The sequence below is a fragment of the Bradyrhizobium erythrophlei genome (genome assembly GCF_900142985.1).
In the GTDB taxonomy this organism is placed as follows: Bacteria; Pseudomonadota; Alphaproteobacteria; order Rhizobiales; family Xanthobacteraceae; genus Bradyrhizobium; species Bradyrhizobium erythrophlei_B.
Window position 1 is genome coordinate 5,548,039 of sequence record NZ_LT670849.1, and the last position, 16,810, is coordinate 5,564,848.

20 protein-coding genes are annotated in these 16,810 nt (G+C 61.4%); 16 read left to right on the plus strand and 4 right to left on the minus strand.

From position 1 onward, the window contains the following. Positions 1-59 precede the first annotated feature (59 nt). Entirely contained in the window at positions 60-563 is a 504-nt protein-coding gene (locus BUA38_RS26385) for a GlcG/HbpS family heme-binding protein (RefSeq protein ID WP_072822549.1), read from the plus strand. 35 nt (positions 564-598) lie between these two features. After that, positions 599-1,684 (plus strand): alpha/beta hydrolase fold domain-containing protein, encoded by a 1,086-nt coding sequence (locus BUA38_RS26390; RefSeq protein ID WP_072822551.1) that lies wholly within the window; start codon positions 599-601, stop codon positions 1,682-1,684. Between the two features lie 47 nt (positions 1,685-1,731). On the opposite strand, the gene BUA38_RS26395 is transcribed toward BUA38_RS26390, so the two are convergent. Beyond that, positions 1,732-2,397 carry a TetR/AcrR family transcriptional regulator gene (locus BUA38_RS26395; RefSeq protein WP_072822553.1) on the minus strand — a complete coding sequence of 222 codons (666 nt, stop codon included), beginning with the start codon at positions 2,395-2,397 and terminating at the stop codon, positions 1,732-1,734. 231 nt (positions 2,398-2,628) lie between these two features. On the opposite strand from BUA38_RS26395, the gene BUA38_RS26400 reads away from it, so the two are divergent. The 7 genes from BUA38_RS26400 (at position 2,629) to cynS (ending at position 9,021) form a co-directional block, all read left to right on the plus strand. Further along, positions 2,629-3,174: an OsmC family protein gene (locus BUA38_RS26400; RefSeq protein ID WP_072822555.1), complete on the plus strand. Its 546-nt coding sequence runs from the start codon at positions 2,629-2,631 to the stop codon at positions 3,172-3,174. A gap of 36 nt (positions 3,175-3,210) precedes the next feature. Further along, positions 3,211-4,329: an acyl-CoA dehydrogenase family protein gene (locus BUA38_RS26405; protein WP_072822557.1), complete on the plus strand. Its 1,119-nt coding sequence runs from the start codon at positions 3,211-3,213 to the stop codon at positions 4,327-4,329. A gap of 48 nt (positions 4,330-4,377) precedes the next feature. Further along, on the plus strand, positions 4,378-5,256 hold the full coding sequence (locus BUA38_RS26410; protein ID WP_072822558.1) for a sulfurtransferase: 879 nt from the start codon (positions 4,378-4,380) through the stop codon (positions 5,254-5,256). Positions 5,257-5,358: 102 nt separating this feature from the next. Continuing rightward, entirely contained in the window at positions 5,359-6,744 is a 1,386-nt protein-coding gene (locus BUA38_RS26415) for a CmpA/NrtA family ABC transporter substrate-binding protein (RefSeq protein WP_072826452.1), read from the plus strand. A 5-nt stretch (positions 6,745-6,749) separates the two neighbouring features. Beyond that, on the plus strand, positions 6,750-7,589 hold the full coding sequence (gene ntrB, locus BUA38_RS26420) for a nitrate ABC transporter permease (RefSeq protein ID WP_072822560.1): 840 nt from the start codon (positions 6,750-6,752) through the stop codon (positions 7,587-7,589). A 4-nt stretch (positions 7,590-7,593) separates the two neighbouring features. Then, positions 7,594-8,511: an ABC transporter ATP-binding protein gene (locus tag BUA38_RS26425; protein ID WP_072822562.1), complete on the plus strand. Its 918-nt coding sequence runs from the start codon at positions 7,594-7,596 to the stop codon at positions 8,509-8,511. A gap of 27 nt (positions 8,512-8,538) precedes the next feature. Next, positions 8,539-9,021 (plus strand): cyanase, encoded by a 483-nt coding sequence (cynS, locus tag BUA38_RS26430; protein WP_072822563.1) that lies wholly within the window; start codon positions 8,539-8,541, stop codon positions 9,019-9,021. A gap of 229 nt (positions 9,022-9,250) precedes the next feature. Here cynS and BUA38_RS26435 read toward each other — a convergent pair whose 3' ends face one another. Beyond that, positions 9,251-9,568, minus strand: a complete 318-nt coding sequence (locus BUA38_RS26435) for a DUF1476 domain-containing protein (protein ID WP_072822565.1) — start codon at positions 9,566-9,568, stop codon at positions 9,251-9,253. A 317-nt stretch (positions 9,569-9,885) separates the two neighbouring features. On the opposite strand from BUA38_RS26435, the gene purC reads away from it, so the two are divergent. Genes purC through purL form a run of 6 tightly spaced genes read left to right on the plus strand, consistent with a single transcriptional unit; the run spans position 9,886 to position 14,572 of the window. Beyond that, complete coding sequence (gene purC, locus BUA38_RS26440) at positions 9,886-10,653, plus strand: phosphoribosylaminoimidazolesuccinocarboxamide synthase (RefSeq protein WP_156898738.1); 768 nt, start codon at positions 9,886-9,888, stop codon at positions 10,651-10,653. A gap of 10 nt (positions 10,654-10,663) precedes the next feature. Beyond that, the gene (gene purS / locus BUA38_RS26445; RefSeq protein ID WP_072822569.1) at positions 10,664-10,906 is read left to right on the plus strand and encodes a phosphoribosylformylglycinamidine synthase subunit PurS; all 243 of its coding nucleotides are present in this window, start codon (positions 10,664-10,666) and stop codon (positions 10,904-10,906) included. A gap of 11 nt (positions 10,907-10,917) precedes the next feature. After that, the gene (locus BUA38_RS26450; RefSeq protein WP_072822571.1) at positions 10,918-11,172 is read left to right on the plus strand and encodes a hypothetical protein; all 255 of its coding nucleotides are present in this window, start codon (positions 10,918-10,920) and stop codon (positions 11,170-11,172) included. Continuing rightward, positions 11,169-11,645, plus strand: a complete 477-nt coding sequence (locus BUA38_RS37115) for a hypothetical protein (protein ID WP_156898739.1) — start codon at positions 11,169-11,171, stop codon at positions 11,643-11,645. The genes BUA38_RS26450 and BUA38_RS37115 overlap by 4 nt, the downstream gene beginning before the upstream one ends. Before the next feature lie 7 nt (positions 11,646-11,652). Then, positions 11,653-12,354, plus strand: a complete 702-nt coding sequence (gene purQ / locus BUA38_RS26455; RefSeq protein ID WP_072822573.1) for a phosphoribosylformylglycinamidine synthase subunit PurQ — start codon at positions 11,653-11,655, stop codon at positions 12,352-12,354. Positions 12,355-12,361: 7 nt separating this feature from the next. Then, a complete protein-coding gene (gene purL, locus BUA38_RS26460) occupies positions 12,362-14,572 on the plus strand; it encodes a phosphoribosylformylglycinamidine synthase subunit PurL (protein WP_072826453.1) in 2,211 nt (736 codons plus the stop codon). Between the two features lie 19 nt (positions 14,573-14,591). Here the strand turns inward: purL and BUA38_RS26465 are convergent, their stop codons facing one another. Both BUA38_RS26465 and BUA38_RS26470 read right to left on the minus strand, forming a co-directional pair. Then, on the minus strand, positions 14,592-15,806 hold the full coding sequence (locus tag BUA38_RS26465; protein WP_072826454.1) for an acyltransferase family protein: 1,215 nt from the start codon (positions 15,804-15,806) through the stop codon (positions 14,592-14,594). 195 nt (positions 15,807-16,001) lie between these two features. Next, positions 16,002-16,355, minus strand: coding sequence for a DUF427 domain-containing protein (locus tag BUA38_RS26470; protein WP_072822575.1), 354 nt, complete (start codon positions 16,353-16,355; stop codon positions 16,002-16,004). A 167-nt stretch (positions 16,356-16,522) separates the two neighbouring features. On the opposite strand from BUA38_RS26470, the gene BUA38_RS26475 reads away from it, so the two are divergent. Then, complete coding sequence (locus BUA38_RS26475; protein WP_072822577.1) at positions 16,523-16,756, plus strand: BolA family protein; 234 nt, start codon at positions 16,523-16,525, stop codon at positions 16,754-16,756. Positions 16,757-16,810: the final 54 nt, after the last annotated feature.

Here is a 16,810-nt window from a genome sequence, read left to right on the forward strand (position 1 = left end):
AAGCGGGCCGGACTAGGGTTTCTGTCCAAGTAAGAATAAACATCAGGGAGAGCCTCATCATGCGTCGCGTTCAACTTGCCGCACTTGTTGCCGCATTTGCATCACTTGCCGTCTTCGCTACTGCGCCCGCGATGGCGCAGTCGGTCCAGACCGAAAAGAACATGTCGATGGGCCTGTCGCTCGCGATCATCCAGGGCGCGATCGAGCAGTGCACCAAGGATGGCTACAAGGTCTCGGTCACCATCGTCGACAAGGGCGGCAACGTCGCCGCTCAAATCCGCGGCGACGGCACCGCGCCGCACACCATGGAATTCAGCCGGCTGAAGGCCTACACGGCCCGCACGCGCAACCAGACCTCGCTCCAGACCATGAAGATGCTCGAGGACCCGGCCAACGCCTTCATCCGCCAGATTCCAGGCGTGGTCGGCGTCGGTGGCGGCGTGCCCATCCGCGCCGGCAACGAGGTGATCGGCGGCGTCGGCGTTTCCGGTGCGCCCGGCGGCGAAAAAGACGAAGTCTGCGCCAATGCAGGGTTAGCCAAGGTCGCGGACGCGCTGAAATAAGATTCAAAAATAAAATTAGGGACTGGAGACGACCAATGAAGAAGTCGCAGCTCGCGACGGGGCGCGCCCTGTCGCCAACCGTTCTGGCCTTGGGCAGCCTCGCGCTGTTTTGCCTTGCCACGATCGTGAACGCACAAACACCGCCCGCCGGCACGCTTCAGGTGCCGGCCAAGACGCTAACGACGCCGACCGACGTTAGTCCGCAGCTTGCGAAGATCATCGGCGCGCCGCTGCGCTCGAACTGGGACATTCATCCCAAGACCGGCGAGGAGTGGAAGCCGGTGGCGGATGCCGGCGCCGAGGCGCTGATGAAGAATGTGCCGGGGATGATGGAGCGGCTGAAGGTCAAGGTCGAGAAGACCACGATCGACGGCGTGCGCGCCTTCATCGTGACGCCGGAGACCATCGCGCCGGAAAACACCAACCGCCAGCTCATCCACATGCATGGCGGCTGTTACGTGCTCAACCCGCGCGAGGCCAGCCTGCCGGAAGCGCTGTTCATGGCCGGCTTCGGGCATATCAAGGTGGTTTCGGTCGAATACCGCATGCCGCCCGAGGCGTATTTTCCGGCCGCGCTCGACGACGGCATCACCGTCTACAAGGCGCTGATGAAAACCACGCCGGCGAAGAACATGGCGTTCTTCGGCACCTCGGCGGGGGGCGCGCTGGTGCTCGAAATGGGGTTGAAGGCCAAAGAACTCGGCCTGCCGATGCCCGGTGCGATCGCCTCGGGCACGCCGATGTCGGATGTGACGAAAGTCGGCGATACCTTCCAGACCAACGCCATGGTCGACAACGTGCTGGTCTCGCCCGACGGCTTCTGCGATGCCGGCACCATCGTCTATGCCGCCGGCCATGACCTGAAAGATCCGCTGTTGTCGCCGGTCTATGGCGACATGCACGGCTTTCCGCCGACCATCCTCACCAGCGGGACTCGTGATCTTCTGTTGAGCAACACGGTTCGTGTTCACCGCAAGCTGCGGCAGGCGGGCGTCGAAGCAGCCCTTCAGGTCTATGAGGGGATGGCGCACGCGCACTACATCCGCGATGACACAGCGTCGGAGTCAAAGGAAGTGTTCGAGGAAATCGCGACCTTCTTCGACAAGCACCTCGGCAAGTAGCACGAGGCACGAAGACGAGAACAGGGCGGTCGACGCCGCCCGTTCTCTTAGACGGCGGCTAACTCTTCGCCGGCGCTCATCCCGCGCTTGGGTTTTTTCGACTTCGATGGCACGAACAGCGAGCCGGCCGCGAGACCGGCCGTGTCGGCGACGCCAGGATCGCGCGTCACCATGGCTGCAACGATGGCGCCATCCATCAACAGCCCGAGCTGGTGCGCCAGCACGGCGGGTTCAGATGCGCCCATCTCGCCGGCGAGTTTTTCGATATAGCCGAGAACGACCTTCTTGTGCCGCATCGCGATAGCGCGAAGCTGCTTCTGATCCTTGTCGTGTTCGCCGACCGCATTGATGAAAGGACAGCCGTAGAAACGCTCCTGACGGAACCAATCCTTCAGCGCCGGAAAAATCCGCGTCAGCTTTTCCTGCGGGCTGCCGCCGCCGGCTTCGATCGCGCCGATGAACCATTCGCGCCACTGCTTGCCTTCGGTCTCCAGCACGACGTGCACGAGGTTGTTCTTCGAGCCGAACAGTTTGTAGAGCGTGGTCTTGGCAGTTCCGGCCTCGTTGATGATGGCGTCGATGCCGGTGGCGTTGATGCCGTTCTTGCAGAACAGATACGTCGCCGCGTTCAACAATCGCCCGCGCGCGGATTCATCGTCGCTCGCCTCGTGAGGCGCTGGCGCCGAACGCTTCTTCGAAGATGGCTTTCCCATGGCGTCACTTAATCCGACTGGCTTGTTCCTATCAAGTCGCATCTTGCCTGCGCGCAAATTGATCGGTGCAAACGCGCAAATGCATCGCGATTGAGCACGAGGCTACTGATCGGTTTTCGGGCAGCCTTGGCTAAGCGGCTAAGCGGCTTCGTCTTTTTTTCTGGGGGAATTCTGGCACGGTTCATGCAGGAAACAGACCGTTCGGTATCCTCGCTCCTAGGGAGAAACTAAATGACCGCGGTCGCTCAGAAAACAGCGCTCACCGGCTGCCTCGCGCCCATCGACAAGCAAGGCCTGGAACAACTCATCGCCAACGGCAAAGCCAACCCGAAGGTCATCAAGACCTTGAAATGCAAGACGGTGGCCGAAGGCAAGTTCCGCCACGCCAACTACATCCGCAACCTCGCACCATACATTGTCGACGAGCCGCCGGGCCTGCTTGGCGACGACACCGCTCCCAATCCGTCGGAAGCCTCGCTCGCCGCGCTCGGTTCGTGTCTTGCCGTCGGACTTCACGCCAACGCCGTGCACCGCGGCTGGACCGTCAACAAGCTCGAACTCGAGCTCGAGGGTGATCTCAATATCACGGCGGTCTGGGGCACCGGCGACGTCAGTGAGAAGCCCGTTGGGTTCACCGACGTCCGCGTCAAGGTCGACATGGAATGCGAAGGCGTTCCGAAGAGCGAGATCGATGCGCTCGTCGCCCACGTCAAGAAGTGGTCGCCGGTCGCCAACACCTTCACCCGCCCCGTCAATCTCGAGGTCAACGCGTCCTGAGATTGAACGAAAACCTGAAGAGAGGCGGAGGGTGTGATGGGTTCAGTGGCTCTAAACCGGCACGTGATCGGCGACGAAGTCTCCTTGGCATCGATAGCCGAGCAGGTCGCCACCATTGCCCGCAAGAACCTTGCGCCCATGGCGCCCGCCATCGACGCCGGCACGGTCTATCCCGACGAATTGCTGCATCGTCTTGGCGATGTCGGCGCGTGGGGAAGCCATCTGCCGAAGAATGGCGCAGCCGATCTGCGCTGCGCCATTCATTCGATCGCAGCGCTCGGTGAAGTCTGTGGCGCCACCGCCTTCATGGCGTGGTGCCAGAATACGCTGGTCTGGTACGTCGCGAATTCCACCAATCCGAAACTGGTGGCGAAATTCGGCGACAAGTTTTCAACCGGCCAGATCCTTGGCGGCACCGGGTTGTCCAATCCGATGAAGAGCTTCTTCGGAATCGAGAAGCTGAAATTGAAGGGGCGGAAGGTCGACGGCGGCTACATCGTCAAGGGCGCGCTGCCCTGGGTCTCTAACCTCGGGCCCAACCATTTCTTTGGCACCATTTTCGAGCGCGAGGACGAGCCTGGCGGCATCGTGATGTTCCTCGCCGACTGCTCGGATCCGGCGGTCAGCTTGCAGCCGTGCAAGCCGTTCCTCGCCATGGACGGCACCGGTACCTACGGCGTGCAGTTTCGCGATGTCTTCGTGCCCGACGATCTCATCCTGGCTGATACCGCCGGACCGTTCGTGAAGAAAATTCGTGCCGGATTCATTCTGCTGCAAGCGGGTATGGCGACCGGTCTCATCCGCGATTGCATCAACATCATGAACGAGGTCGATCCGCCGCTCGGCCACGTCAATCGCTACCTGCCGCAGCAGCCGGTGAATTTCGCAGAATTGCTCGCCGAGCTCGAAGCCGAAACGATGACGCTCGCCGCCGATCCCTACAACGAAGAGGAAAGCTACTGGCGCAAGGTCGTCGCGCTTCGCCTACGTCTGGGTGAGGCCAGCGTCGCGGCGGCGCATGCGGCGATGCTCCACTGCGGCGCGCGCGGCTACCTGAAAAGTCATCGCGCCCAGCGCCGGCTCCGCGAAGCCTATTTCGTCGCCATCGTGACGCCCGCCACCAAGCAATTGCGGAAGATGCTGGCGGACATGTGAGGTTTTTCGACCCCGACCAAACTTGAACCACAAACAGGAGAGGCTGCCATGACGGACGTTCTGATTTCTGCCAGCGAACTCGCCGAATTCATCGCAAAGGAGCCGTGTGTCATCATCGACACCCGTAATCCCGATGCGTATGCCGCGGGGCATCTGCCCAATGCGGTGAACGTGCATGAGATCTTCACGTATCTCGCAACGTCGACGCCCGAAGGCATGCACGAACTGAAGACGAAATTCGCCGACGCATTCGGCAAGGCCGGGCTCTCCGGCAAGGAAACCGCCGTCATCTACGAACAGTCCATGAATTCCGGCTTCGGCCAGTCCTGCCGCGGTTATTACCTGCTCACCATGCTCGGCTATCCGAAGGTCAAGGTGGTGCACGGCGGATACGATGCCTGGGCCGCGGCGGGATTGCCGACCACGACCGCGGTGCCGTCGCCGAAGTCTGCGTCGTTCTCGATCGTCCCGGAAGCAGGCGACATCCTGATCGACGCCAAGACCATGCTTGCCGCCGTCGGCAAGCATGGCATTGCACTGCTTGATGTGCGCGACATCGACGAGTGGATCGGCGAAAGTTCGTCGCCTTACGGCAAGGACTTCTGCCCGCGCAAGGGCCGGATTCCTGGCGCTGTCTGGCTCGAATGGTATCGCATGATGAAGCCGACGGCTGAAGGGCCGCGCTTCAAGTCGAAGAACGAAATCCTCGCCGAATGCGCCACCGTCGGCATCACCCAGAGCACGCCGGTCTACCTTTACTGCTTCAAGGGCGCGCGGGCGTCGAACACGTTCCTGGCACTGAAGAACGCCGGCGTGAAGGATGTGCGGATGTATTTTGGCTCATGGAACGAATGGTCTCGCGATCCGTCGCTGCCGATCGAGGAAGGTCTCCCCATCGAGGCGAAGCTGACCGAAAAAGCGGCATAAAACCTGCATGAATTTTCATCGCCCGGTCGCATCAGCGGCCGGGCGGTGAACTTGCTGGTGTGGCGGGATGCCGCACCACAGACGCGTGAGGGAATGCAGGGCATGCCGACCTTTGACGATCCGTTCGATGCCGACCGTGAACTTTCGCGGGCCGGTTGCGCCTGCGGCCAGCATCGTTACGAGGCCGAGCATGCACAGGCAACGCTTGCGATGCGTTGCGAGCCAGTGGCCGGCGAAGACAAGCGTTATGAAGGCGTCGTTGCGTCGGCAGTGATGCGGGCAATGTTTCCGAGAGATGCCGCGCGCCGCGCTTTCCTGAAGTCGGTCGGCGCTTCGACGGCGCTTGCCGCGATCTCGCAATTCTTTCCGTTGAAGACGGCGACCGAAGCTTTCGCCGACGCTGGGCTGCCCGAGAAGAAAGACCTCAAGGTCGGCTTCATCCCGATCACTTGCGCGACGCCGATCATCATGGGGGCGCCGCTCGGCTTCTATGCCAAGCATGGGCTCAACGTCGAAGTGGTGAAGACCGCCGGCTGGGCGGTGGTGCGCGACAAGACCATCAACAAGGAATACGACGCCTCGCACATGCTGGCGCCGATGCCGATTGCGATTTCGCTCGGCCTCGGGGCGCAGGCGATCCCGTTCGCGGTGCCCGCGATCGAGAACATCAACGGGCAGGGCATTACCCTTGCGATGAAGCACCGGGATCGCCGCGATCCGAAGGAATGGAAGGGCATGAAGTTCGCCATTCCCTTCGATTACTCGATGCACAACTACCTGCTGCGTTATTATCTTGCCGAACACGGCCTCGACCCCGATACCGACGTGCAGCTTCGCTCGGTGCCGCCGCCGGAAATGGTCGCCAACCTGCGTGCCGACAATATCGACGGGTTCCTCGCGCCCGACAACATCTGCCAGCGCGCGATCTATGACGGCGTCGGCTTCATGCACATTTTGTCGAAGGAGATCTGGGACGGCCATCCCTGTTGCTCCTTCGCGGCGAGCCGTGAGTTCATCACGACGGCGCCGAACAGTTTTGCGGCGCTGACGCGGGCCATTCTTGACGCAACCGCCTATGCCTCCAAAGCGGAGAACCGCAGGCAGATTGCGGAGGCAATCGCGCCGGCCAACTACATCAACGCGCCGGTCACCGTGCTGGAGCAGGTACTGACCGGGACCTATGCCGACGGCTTAGGGGGCATCAAGACCGATCCCAAGCGCGTCGATTTCGATCCCTTCCCCTGGCAGTCCTTTGCGGTCTGGATGCTGACGCAGATGAAGCGCTGGGGCCAGATCAAGGGCGATGTCGACTACAAAGCCATCGCCGAGCAAGTTTATCTGGCAACCGGCACGCGCAAGACGATGGCGGAGATGGGCTTTGCCGCGCCGGAAGCCGCGTACAAATCCTTTGTCGTGATGGGCAAGACCTTCGATCCGGCGAAGCCCGACGACTATCTCAACAGCTTCAAGATCAGGAAGTCGTCGTGACGGGCATGACGTCTTCACTGACCTTCCGCGCGGCCGTCATCTCGATTGCGCTGTTTTTGGCATTTATCGGCGTCTGGCACCTCGCCACGCGAAGCAGTAGCGCGGTGGCCAGCATGAGCCCGGAATATGCCAAGCTGATGGGCGCGACCGCGACGCAAGGCAAATCCGCGATGCCGGGTCCGCTCGATGTCGGCGCCAAGCTGTGGGAGCACCTGAAGCGGCCGTTCTACGACAACGGCCCGAACGACAAGGGGCTCGGCATCCAGCTCGGCTATTCGATTGCCCGCGTCGGCCTCGGTTATCTGCTGGCCGTTATCGTTGCCATTCCCCTGGGCTTCCTGATCGGCATGTCGCCCTTGATCAGCCGCGCGCTCGATCCGTTTATCCAGGTGTTAAAGCCGATCTCGCCGCTCGCCTGGATGCCGCTCGCGCTCTACACCATCAAGGATTCCGGCCTGTCGGCGATCTTCGTGATCTTCATCTGCTCGGTCTGGCCGATGCTGCTCAATACCGCCTTCGGCGTCGCCGCCGTGCGCAAGGAGTGGATCAATGTGGCGCGCACGCTGGAAGTCGGCGCGCTGCGGCGCGCCTTCACCGTGATCCTGCCCGCGGCCGCGCCGACCATCCTCACCGGCATGCGGATTTCGATCGGCATTGCCTGGCTCGTAATCGTGGCGGCCGAAATGCTGGTCGGCGGCACCGGCATCGGCTACTTCGTGTGGAACGAGTGGAACAACCTTTCGATCACTAATGTCATCATCGCCATCCTGCTGATCGGGCTGGTCGGCATGTTGCTCGATCAAATCCTCGCGCGCTTCACCCGCATGGTGACGTTCCCGGAATGACGCCATGACCGACAAATTCATTTCGATCGAAGCGATCGCCAAGCGATATCCGGGTGCAGCGGGCGGCGAGGTCGCGGTCTTCGAAAATCTCTGGCTGTCTGTGCCGCGCGGCGAATTCGCCTGTGTGATCGGCCATTCCGGCTGTGGCAAGACCACCGTGCTCAATATTCTCGCCGGGCTCGATACGCCGAGCGAAGGCGTGGTGATCGTGGACGGCGAGGCCATTCAAGGTACCAGCCTCGATCGCGCCGTGATCTTTCAAAGCCACGCGCTGCTGCCGTGGCGCACCGTGCTCGGCAACGTCGCCTATGCCGTGACCTCGAAATGGCGCGACTGGGATCGTGCGAAAGTAAAGGCGCACGCGCAGAAGTTCATCGATCTCGTCGGCCTCACTGGCGCCGAGCACAAGCGTCCGTCCGAATTGTCCGGCGGCATGAAACAGCGCGTCGGCATCGCGCGCGCGCTTTCGATCACGCCGAAGATCATGCTGATGGACGAGCCGTTCTCGGCGCTGGATGCCTTGACGCGCGGCACCTTGCAGGACGAGGTCCGCCGCATTTGCCTGGAGACGGGGCAGACCGCGTTCATGATCACGCATGACGTCGATGAAGCGATCTATCTCGCGGACAGGATTTTCCTGATGACCAACGGGCCGGGCGCGGTGCTCGCCGAGATCGTCGAAAATCCATTACCAAAGGACCGCGGCCGCATCGATCTGCACCGTCATCCCTATTACTACGCGCTGCGTAACCACATCGTTGATTTTCTGGTCAGCCGGAGCAAGAGCTTTGCGGCTGAGACGCCCGATCACGATCCGCGCCATGTGCCGGTGGTGAAGATCGGCAAGCCGGAGTTGGCAATTGCCGCTGTTTCCGGCGGGCCATCGGATGTGCAGAAATCATGGACGGGGACTTCCGGCTAAAGCCGGCGATCACGAAGGGAGTGAAACATGAAACGGACCGATCTCACCGAGAAACTGCTCGACATCAAGCGCGAGAAGGGCTGGACCTGGAAATACATCTGCGAAAAGGTCGGCGGCTATTCGGAGGTGCTGATCGTTGGCGCGATCCTCGGCCAGATGAAGCTGACCAAGCCGCAGGCAGCGAATGCCGGCGAGTTGTTCGGGCTTTCCAAGTCGGAGACCGCGATGCTCAACGAGGTGCCGATGCGCGGCATGCCGATGCCGCCGACCGACCCCTTGATCTACCGCTTCTTTGAGCTTGTGATGGTCAACGGTCCCGCCTGGAAGGCGCTGATCGAGGAAGAATATGGCGACGGCATCATGTCGGCGATCGATTTCGACATGGTGATGGAGCGGCTGCCCAATCCGAAGGGGGACCGCGTCAAGATCACGATGTCGGGCAAATTCCTGCCTTACAAGTATTACGGCGCCAGCGGCAACGTGCCGGAATATGGTTTCAAGGAGGGATGACGAACCTCATGGTGAGGAGCGCGCTGTGCCCGAGCAGACCGGGCGAATGCGAGGTCGTTCGCGAATGGCGCCACACCTAAATCGCGCGTCTTCGGACGATACTTCGCATCGCCGGGAGAACCATGGGCCGCAAACCTCATCCTTCGAGATGCGGCCAACGGGTCCGTGCGAAGCACGGCCCGATGATAAACTCCGACGCCGCTCGTCAGGATGAGGACCGGCCTGTTAATCAAACGCCCGCCTTCACCTGGGCGACGGCCTGCGCCATCAATTCGGTCATCTGCGCACGAATGGCGTCTTCCGTGACGCCGTTTGCCGACAGATCGGCGGTTACTCTGGCCACCACGGCCTTGTCGCCGCCTTCGGCAAAGACGCCCGCCACGGCCTCCTTGGCATAGGCGATTGCCGCATCGCCGGACATGCCGAGCTCTCCGGCGGCCCACAGGCCGAGCAGGCGGTTGCGCCGCGCCTCCGCCTTGAATTTCAGCTCCTCGTCGAGGGCGAATTTCCTCTCAAAGCCTTCTTCGCGTTTGTCGAAGGTGGTCATGGCGAAAGTTCCTCCTCGGGCGGCCATTTGACGGCGGCGCAGTCTCGTTGCGGTGGGGCGGTCCGATACCTAAATAATACTGTGAATTCAGCGGGTCACGAGCGTCAAACCGTCACGCTTTTGGACGGTAAAACTAGGGCCCGGTGGGCCGGATCGATTGTACTGGATAGGCCAATCGGATAGGGTCGATTCCAGGCTCGGTTCTCGTTCTGTTTCGTAAGTAACCTGGCCTTCACGGCAGCTCCGTCGTGGGTCGTCCCTCTTGGCATCCGGAGCACACCAAATTCATGGATTTCAACAACACACGGTACATCCCAATGAGCCGTCGACGCCGCATTTATGAAGGCAAGGCCAAGGTTCTTTATGAGGGTCCGGAGCCGGGAACCCTGATCCAGCACTTCAAGGACGATGCGACCGCGTTCAACAAGCAGAAACACCAGGTGATCGAGGGCAAGGGCGTCCTCAACAACCGGATTTCGGAGTACCTGTTCCAGCACCTCAACGACATCGGGGTGCCGACCCACTTCATCCGCCGTCTCAACATGCGCGAACAATTGATTCGCGAGGTTGAGATCGTGCCGCTCGAGGTCGTGGTGCGGAATGTCGCGGCCGGCTCGCTGTCGCAGCGGCTCGGCATCGAGGAAGGCACGCAGCTGCCGCGCTCGATCATCGAGTTCTATTACAAGAACGACCAGCTCAACGATCCCATGGTCTCCGAGGAGCACATCACGGCGTTCGGCTGGGCCACGCCGCAGGAGATCGACGACATCATGGCGCTCGCGATCCGCGTCAACGATTTCCTCACCGGGCTGTTTCTCGGCATCGGCATTCGTCTGGTCGATTTCAAGATGGAATGCGGAAGGCTGTTCGAGAACGAAATGATGCGGATCATCGTCGCCGACGAGATCTCGCCGGACTCGTGCCGGCTGTGGGACATCAAATCGAACGAGAAGCTTGACAAGGATCGCTTCCGCAGGGACCTCGGCGGGCTCCTCGAAGCCTATACGGAAGTTGCCAAGCGGCTCGGCATCCTGATGGAGAACGAGCGCCCGGCGGGCTCAGGCCCGGTGCTGGTCAAGGGGTGAGGGCAATCTCGTGAAGGCACGCGTCACCGTCACGCTGAAGACCGGCATTCTCGATCCGCAAGGCAAGGCCATCGAAGGCGCGCTGAAATCGCTCGGCGTCGACGGCATTGCCAGCGTTCGCCAGGGCAAGGTGTTCGACATCGAGCTTTCGGGCGCCGACAAGGCGAAGGCCGAAGCGGCGTTGAAGGACGCCGCCGACAAGCTGCTCGCCAACACCGTGATCGAGAATTATGCTATCGAGGTTAAGGCTTAGGGACAGGCAAGATGGCCGACGTCACTCCGGAACTGATGTTTGAAGTGTGGAAGTCGGTGCAAGCGCGCCTTACTCAGGTTGATGGCAAGCTCGACGAACTGAAGCAGGAGATGCAGGCATCACGGACTGCTCAGAATGGCATTCGCCAGGAAATCACCAGCGTCTTCGAGGAAATTTCGGGTGTCCATAAAACCCTGATTCGCCACGAGGACCGTCTGGATCGTATCGAACGCCGTCTCGAACTGCACGACGCTCCGAGCATATGAGGTTCGCAATTCGCAACTGGGCCAGCGTATTTCTGACAAGCTTAGCTGCTGGGATTTCTTCAGCTGACGCGGCGCCGGCAGCGGTCGATGGTTGGCGTTATGTCGAGGGCCCGAACCAATTGCATGTTTATGTATGTGAGCGATCCGATTGCGCGGTGGGGTCGAGGGTCTTCTTCCGCTTTAATACCCTCAGTTCGGCGGTCTTTCCAGGGATCTTACGTAAGCAAGAGGCCGCGGCGTCAGACATATTGGGAGAACCAAGCAAGGTATTTTCGCCGTTTGCAATTGATCTCTCGACGGGACAGATGCATGGCGTTGCTAAGTTGATGGACGGCTCAAAAGCTTACTACTCTTTTGGCGATGTCGACGGTTCTAATTGGCGCGCGTCGCTAAGCAGTTCGTCCCGCGACGAAACAGCTAGCCAGGTCAATCTGGAAAAATTTGAAGCTGTGCTAAAGAGCGTTCGAAATTAGGTCTGGAATGAAATCCGCCGTTCTCGTTTTTCCCGGAATCAATCGCGAGCGCGACATGGCGCGCGCACTGAAACTCGCATCCGGCAACGAAACCGCGATGGTCTGGCATGCCGAGACCTCGTTGCCCGGGGGCACCGATCTCGTCGTGGTGCCCGGTGGGTTTTCCTACGGCGATTACTTACGCTGCGGCGCGATCGCGGCGCGCTCGCCTGTGATGGATGCGGTGCGCGATTTCGCGGCCAAAGGCGGCCTCGTGCTTGGCGTCTGCAACGGCTTTCAGATTCTGTGCGAAGCCGGACTCTTGCCCGGCGTGCTCATGCGCAACGCGCGGCTGAAATTCATCTGCAAGGATGTGCATCTGCGGATCGAGCGCTCCGATACGCCTTTCACGCGCGGTTACAATGCGGGTCAGGTCATCCGCGTGCCGGTCGCGCATGGCGAGGGCAATTACGAAGCCGATGAAGAAACGCTCAAGCGCCTCGAAGGCGAGGGGCGGGTGCTCTATCGCTATTGTTCGGCGGATGGCGTGGTCGACGAACATGCCAATATCAACGGCGCGGCGCATTCGATCGCCGGCATCGTCAGCGAGCGCGGCAATGTGCTCGGCATGATGCCGCATCCTGAAAACCATGTCGAAGACATCATGGGCTGCACCGACGGTCGCGGTCTGTTTGCGGGCCTCGTCGCTCACATGGACCGGGCGGCCTGATCGTCTGATGCGTAGCAACGAACCGAAAATCACCCCCGAGCTCGTCGCCAGTCACGGTCTCAAGCCGGACGAATACGAGCGTATCCTGAAACTGATCGGCCGCGAGCCGACGTTCACCGAACTCGGCATCTTCTCGGCGATGTGGAACGAGCACTGCTCGTACAAATCCTCGCGCATCCATCTGCGGGGACTGCCGACGAAAGCGCCCTGGGTGATCCAGGGGCCCGGCGAGAATGCCGGCGTCATCGATATCGGCGACGGCCACGCGGTCGTGTTCAAGATGGAGAGCCACAACCACCCGAGCTACATCGAGCCCTATCAGGGCGCAACCACCGGCGTCGGCGGCATCCTGCGCGACGTCTTCACCATGGGCGCGCGCCCCATTGCCTGTCTCAACGCGTTGTCCTTCGGTGCGCCGGAACATCCGAAGACGCGGCATCTGGTGTCGGGCGTGGTTGCCGGCGTCGGCGGCTACGGCAACTCGTTCGGCGTGCCAACCGTCGGCGGACAAGTGCGTTTCCACACCCGCTACGACGGCAACATCCTCGTCAATGCGATGGCGGTTGGCTTGGCCTCTGCCGACAAGATTTTCTATGCAGCCGCATCCGGCGTGAACATGCCGATCGTCTATCTCGGCTCCAAGACCGGGCGCGACGGCATTCACGGCGCCTCGATGGCGTCAGCCGAGTTCGACGATGATTCCGCCGAGAAGCGTCCGACCGTGCAGGTCGGCGATCCCTTCGCCGAAAAGCTGCTGCTGGAGGCGTGCCTTGAAATCATGGCCGCCGATTGCGTGATCGCGATCCAGGACATGGGCGCGGCCGGGCTGACATGCTCCGCGGTCGAGATGGGCGCCAAAGGCGATCTCGGCGTTGACCTAAATCTCGATGCCGTGCCGACGCGCGAGACCGGCATGAGTGCCTACGAGATGATGCTCTCGGAAAGCCAGGAGCGCATGCTCATGGTGCTCAAGCCCGAGAAGGAAAAAGAGGCCGAAGCGATCTTCCGCAAATGGGGGCTCGATTTTGCCGTCGTCGGTTACACCACGCCAAGCAAGCGATTCCGCGTCAAGCATGGCGGCGACGTCATGGCCGACCTGCCGATCAAGGAACTCGGCGACGAGGCTCCGCTCTATGACCGTCCGCATGTCGCGCAACCGGCGAGGGCCGTGATTGCCGCGCGCGAGGTCGAGCCGCCGATCGGCCTCGCAGAGGCGCTGCAAAAGCTGATCGCAACGCCCGAGCTTTGCTCGAAGCGCTGGGTATGGGAGCAGTACGACCACGTCATCCTCGGCAATACCGTGCAGCGGCCGGGCGGCGATGCCGCGGTTGTGCGCGTCGAGGACGGCCCGAAAGGGCTCGCACTCACCGTCGACGTCACGCCGCGCTATTGCGAGGCCGATCCGTATCAAGGCGGTATGCAGGCCGTTGCCGAAGCCTGGCGCAACATCACAGCCGTTGGCGGACGTCCGCTCGCGATCACCGACAATCTCAATTTCGGAAATCCAGAGCGGCCGGAGATCATGGGCCAGTTCGTCGGCTGCCTGAAGGGCATTTCAGAGGCCTGCCGCGTGCTCGACTTCCCCGTCGTGTCGGGCAACGTCTCGCTCTACAACGAAACCAATGGCCGCGGCATCCTGCCGACGCCCTCGATCGGCGGCGTCGGCGTGCTCGACGATTTCACCAAGTCCGCGTCTCTGGCCTTCAAGGCCGGAGGAGAGGCGATCCTGTTGATCGGCGAGACCCAGGGCTGGCTCGGCCAGTCGGTTTATTTGCGCGACATCTGCGGCCGCGAAGAGGGCGCGCCACCGCCGGTCGATCTCGCAGCCGAAAAGCGCAATGGCGATGTGGTGCGCGGCATGATCCGGGCGGGCACCGCGACCGCGGCACATGATATTTCCGACGGGGGCCTATTGGTTGCGCTCGCTGAAATGGCGATTGCAAGCGGCATCGGCGCGCAACTGTTGGCCGCACCGGCCTCGACCGTGCCACACGCGTTCTGGTTCGGCGAGGACCAGGCGCGCTATGTCGTCACCGTCCCGGCCGAACAGGCAGGCCTCGTTCTCGCCAAAATGAGGGGTGCTGGCGTGCATTGTTCGCGGATCGGCACCACCGGCGGTGATGCGATCGCGATCGCCGGCGAGGACGCTCTTTCAGTGGCTTCGCTGAAGGACGGATTTGAGAGCTGGTTTCCGGCCTATATGGCGGGCAAAGCCTGACGCGGCTTTTCGTTTTGCTCTAGAGCACATGCCTTGCGCCGGGAATCCGGCGCAAGGCGAGCGTCGCCAGCCAGCTGATCGCAAGCGTGAGCACGAACACGATCAAGGCTTTCAGGATTGCCGTTTCCTCCTGGAGAGGCGCCAGCGTAACGCCGTAGAGCGCATATTGCAGCCACAGCAGCGGCACGTAGTGGATCAGGAAAATCCCGAACGAGTTTTCGCGCAACGGATCGAGAATGCTTCTGCCGCGGCTGTCGAACCTCAGGAACAGCGCGAGCAGGTTGATGGTCTGCGATGCGCTGAATGAGGCAAAGAAGAACGAGTGAGCCGCGTTCCACCATCCCGGAGGATCGTTGGGATCGGCGAGGTATTCGCGCTTGTAGAAGATGAGCCCGATCAGGCCGGCATAGGTCACGACCGTGGCGACGAGCCAAGCCGGCCAGCGCCGCGCCAGTTCACCTTCGTCCGATAGAAGACTGCGATCGCCGTGGACAGCGCCGATGCCCGCGCCCGTGAAAAAATATAGCAGGTAGAGCAGAATCCGGTCGGCTTGAACGGCGAGCGGTCCGAGCGTGAGCCATCGCCCGATGCCGAGATAGAATTCGAACGGCGCGTAGACGATCACGGATGCGGCAAGAAACATCCAGAAGGCATAGAAGGGATTCTCAAGCCTCGCGGTCGAGATCTGTCCAAGGGCTTCGACGAAGCCGGGTGCGATGCTGAAGACCGCGGCCGCGCACATGTCGAAGATGAACAACACCGCGAGAAACCAGATCGGGCCGCTCTCCCATGGGCCGACCGTGATCGTCTTCCACCAGAAGGCGAGGAAGCCCGCGCCCGGGCCGGCGTTTCGAAGCTCGATCGCATAATAGGCCATCGGCATCAGGATGACCGCGCCGATGGCGAACGGCAGAGCCAGGCGCAGCAGGCGTCCGCGCAGGAAATCGCCCACGCCCTTTCGCTTCAGGCTCGACCACACGAACAGTCCCGACAGCAGAAACATTGCCGCCATGAAGTAGCTGTCGTTAAAAGTCACGAACCCATCAAAGGGCAGAAACGACTGTTTGTCGGTGTGGCCGTAATAAGTGTAGGGGATGACGGAATGATGCATCAGCACCATGACAATGATGCAGCTCCGCGCGCGGTCGAAGGCGAGATTGCGCGTGCCCAGGACTGGCTTGGTTTCGACCGGTCTGGTCTCTGTGGCTTCCGTGGCGGGTAAAACGACGCTCATGCACATTCCGGCATGTTGATGCCTGCCGATGTTGCCGCGCCGACCGCGATTCAACAAGCGTCGTCAGCCGCAATCCGGTCGGATTCCAGCGCATGGAATAACCGGCAGGCGAGGGCCGTGGCCTGGGAAATCCCCGGTCATGGCGCCGTGAAGGCGGGAAGGAACTTTCCGGAAAGGCTCGAAGTAAGGCCTACGCTACTCCTCGATCTTGACCTTGTCCGGATAGAAGGCGAGGTGGCCGGAAATCTCGGTCATGGCCGGAAACGGAGTTTCATAAGTCCAGATCGCGTCGGCGATGGTCTTGCCGTCGGCGACGATGCTGAAATAGTTCGCATCGCCCTTGTAGGGACAATGCGTCGTCCGTTCGCTGCGCTTCAGCAGCGCCATGTTGGCGTCCTTGCGCGGCAGGTAGTTCACCGCCGGATAACTCGCTTCCTTCAGCGACAATGCGTCGCTGGATTCGGCGATCACAACGCCGCCTGCGGAAACCCGCACGCGCCGCGGATTGGCCGTGATCGTGATCGGATGGTCGGGGCCTGGCAATTTCATGATCTTCTGCCTTTTCGGCCCGCGAAAACCGCCGGGCCTTCCTGTGATCCTCGGCCGAATATAGTGCGAGAAGGCGTGACCCAGAAGGCCATTCGCGCTAAGTTGAAGCGCTCCAGCCGGCCGACCGGGGGCCGCGTGCCGCGCTCAAGGACAAGGAGAAATCTGGAATGCCGATGGACGCCCACGATATCGAATCGATGATCAAGGCCGCGATTCCCGATGCCGAAGTGACGATCCGGGATCTTGCCGGCGACGGCGATCACTACGCGGCCACCGTGATTTCCGAATCCTTTCGGGGCAAGTCCCGCGTTCAGCAGCATCAGCTCGTCTATCAATCGCTTCGGGGCCAGATGGGCGGGGTGCTCCACGCGCTCGCCTTGCAGACCGGCGTCCCGGAATAACCCGGCCGGTCGGCTAGTGGAGTGGATTTGACATTCGCTACCCTGTCGCCCGGA

What these genes read in the sequence shown, in the direction of transcription:
- cynS (WP_072822563.1), top strand. Translation starts at nt 8,539, where the DNA reads ATGAAACGGACCGATCTCACCGAGAAACTGCTCGACATCAAGCGCGAG.
- BUA38_RS26395 (WP_072822553.1), bottom strand. Translation starts at nt 2,397, where the DNA reads ATGGGAAAGCCATCTTCGAAGAAGCGTTCGGCGCCAGCGCCTCACGAG.
- BUA38_RS26400 (WP_072822555.1), top strand. Translation starts at nt 2,629, where the DNA reads ATGACCGCGGTCGCTCAGAAAACAGCGCTCACCGGCTGCCTCGCGCCC.
- BUA38_RS26405 (WP_072822557.1), top strand. Translation starts at nt 3,211, where the DNA reads ATGGGTTCAGTGGCTCTAAACCGGCACGTGATCGGCGACGAAGTCTCC.
- BUA38_RS26465 (WP_072826454.1), bottom strand. Translation starts at nt 15,806, where the DNA reads ATGAGCGTCGTTTTACCCGCCACGGAAGCCACAGAGACCAGACCGGTC.
- BUA38_RS26390 (WP_072822551.1), top strand. Translation starts at nt 599, where the DNA reads ATGAAGAAGTCGCAGCTCGCGACGGGGCGCGCCCTGTCGCCAACCGTT.
- BUA38_RS26470 (WP_072822575.1), bottom strand. Translation starts at nt 16,355, where the DNA reads ATGAAATTGCCAGGCCCCGACCATCCGATCACGATCACGGCCAATCCG.
- BUA38_RS26415 (WP_072826452.1), top strand. Translation starts at nt 5,359, where the DNA reads ATGCCGACCTTTGACGATCCGTTCGATGCCGACCGTGAACTTTCGCGG.
- BUA38_RS26450 (WP_072822571.1), top strand. Translation starts at nt 10,918, where the DNA reads ATGGCCGACGTCACTCCGGAACTGATGTTTGAAGTGTGGAAGTCGGTG.
- ntrB (WP_072822560.1), top strand. Translation starts at nt 6,750, where the DNA reads ATGACGTCTTCACTGACCTTCCGCGCGGCCGTCATCTCGATTGCGCTG.
- BUA38_RS26435 (WP_072822565.1), bottom strand. Translation starts at nt 9,568, where the DNA reads ATGACCACCTTCGACAAACGCGAAGAAGGCTTTGAGAGGAAATTCGCC.
- purC (WP_156898738.1), top strand. Translation starts at nt 9,886, where the DNA reads ATGAGCCGTCGACGCCGCATTTATGAAGGCAAGGCCAAGGTTCTTTAT.
- BUA38_RS26425 (WP_072822562.1), top strand. Translation starts at nt 7,594, where the DNA reads ATGACCGACAAATTCATTTCGATCGAAGCGATCGCCAAGCGATATCCG.
- BUA38_RS26410 (WP_072822558.1), top strand. Translation starts at nt 4,378, where the DNA reads ATGACGGACGTTCTGATTTCTGCCAGCGAACTCGCCGAATTCATCGCA.
- BUA38_RS26475 (WP_072822577.1), top strand. Translation starts at nt 16,523, where the DNA reads ATGCCGATGGACGCCCACGATATCGAATCGATGATCAAGGCCGCGATT.
- BUA38_RS37115 (WP_156898739.1), top strand. Translation starts at nt 11,169, where the DNA reads ATGAGGTTCGCAATTCGCAACTGGGCCAGCGTATTTCTGACAAGCTTA.
- purL (WP_072826453.1), top strand. Translation starts at nt 12,362, where the DNA reads ATGCGTAGCAACGAACCGAAAATCACCCCCGAGCTCGTCGCCAGTCAC.
- BUA38_RS26385 (WP_072822549.1), top strand. Translation starts at nt 60, where the DNA reads ATGCGTCGCGTTCAACTTGCCGCACTTGTTGCCGCATTTGCATCACTT.
- purQ (WP_072822573.1), top strand. Translation starts at nt 11,653, where the DNA reads ATGAAATCCGCCGTTCTCGTTTTTCCCGGAATCAATCGCGAGCGCGAC.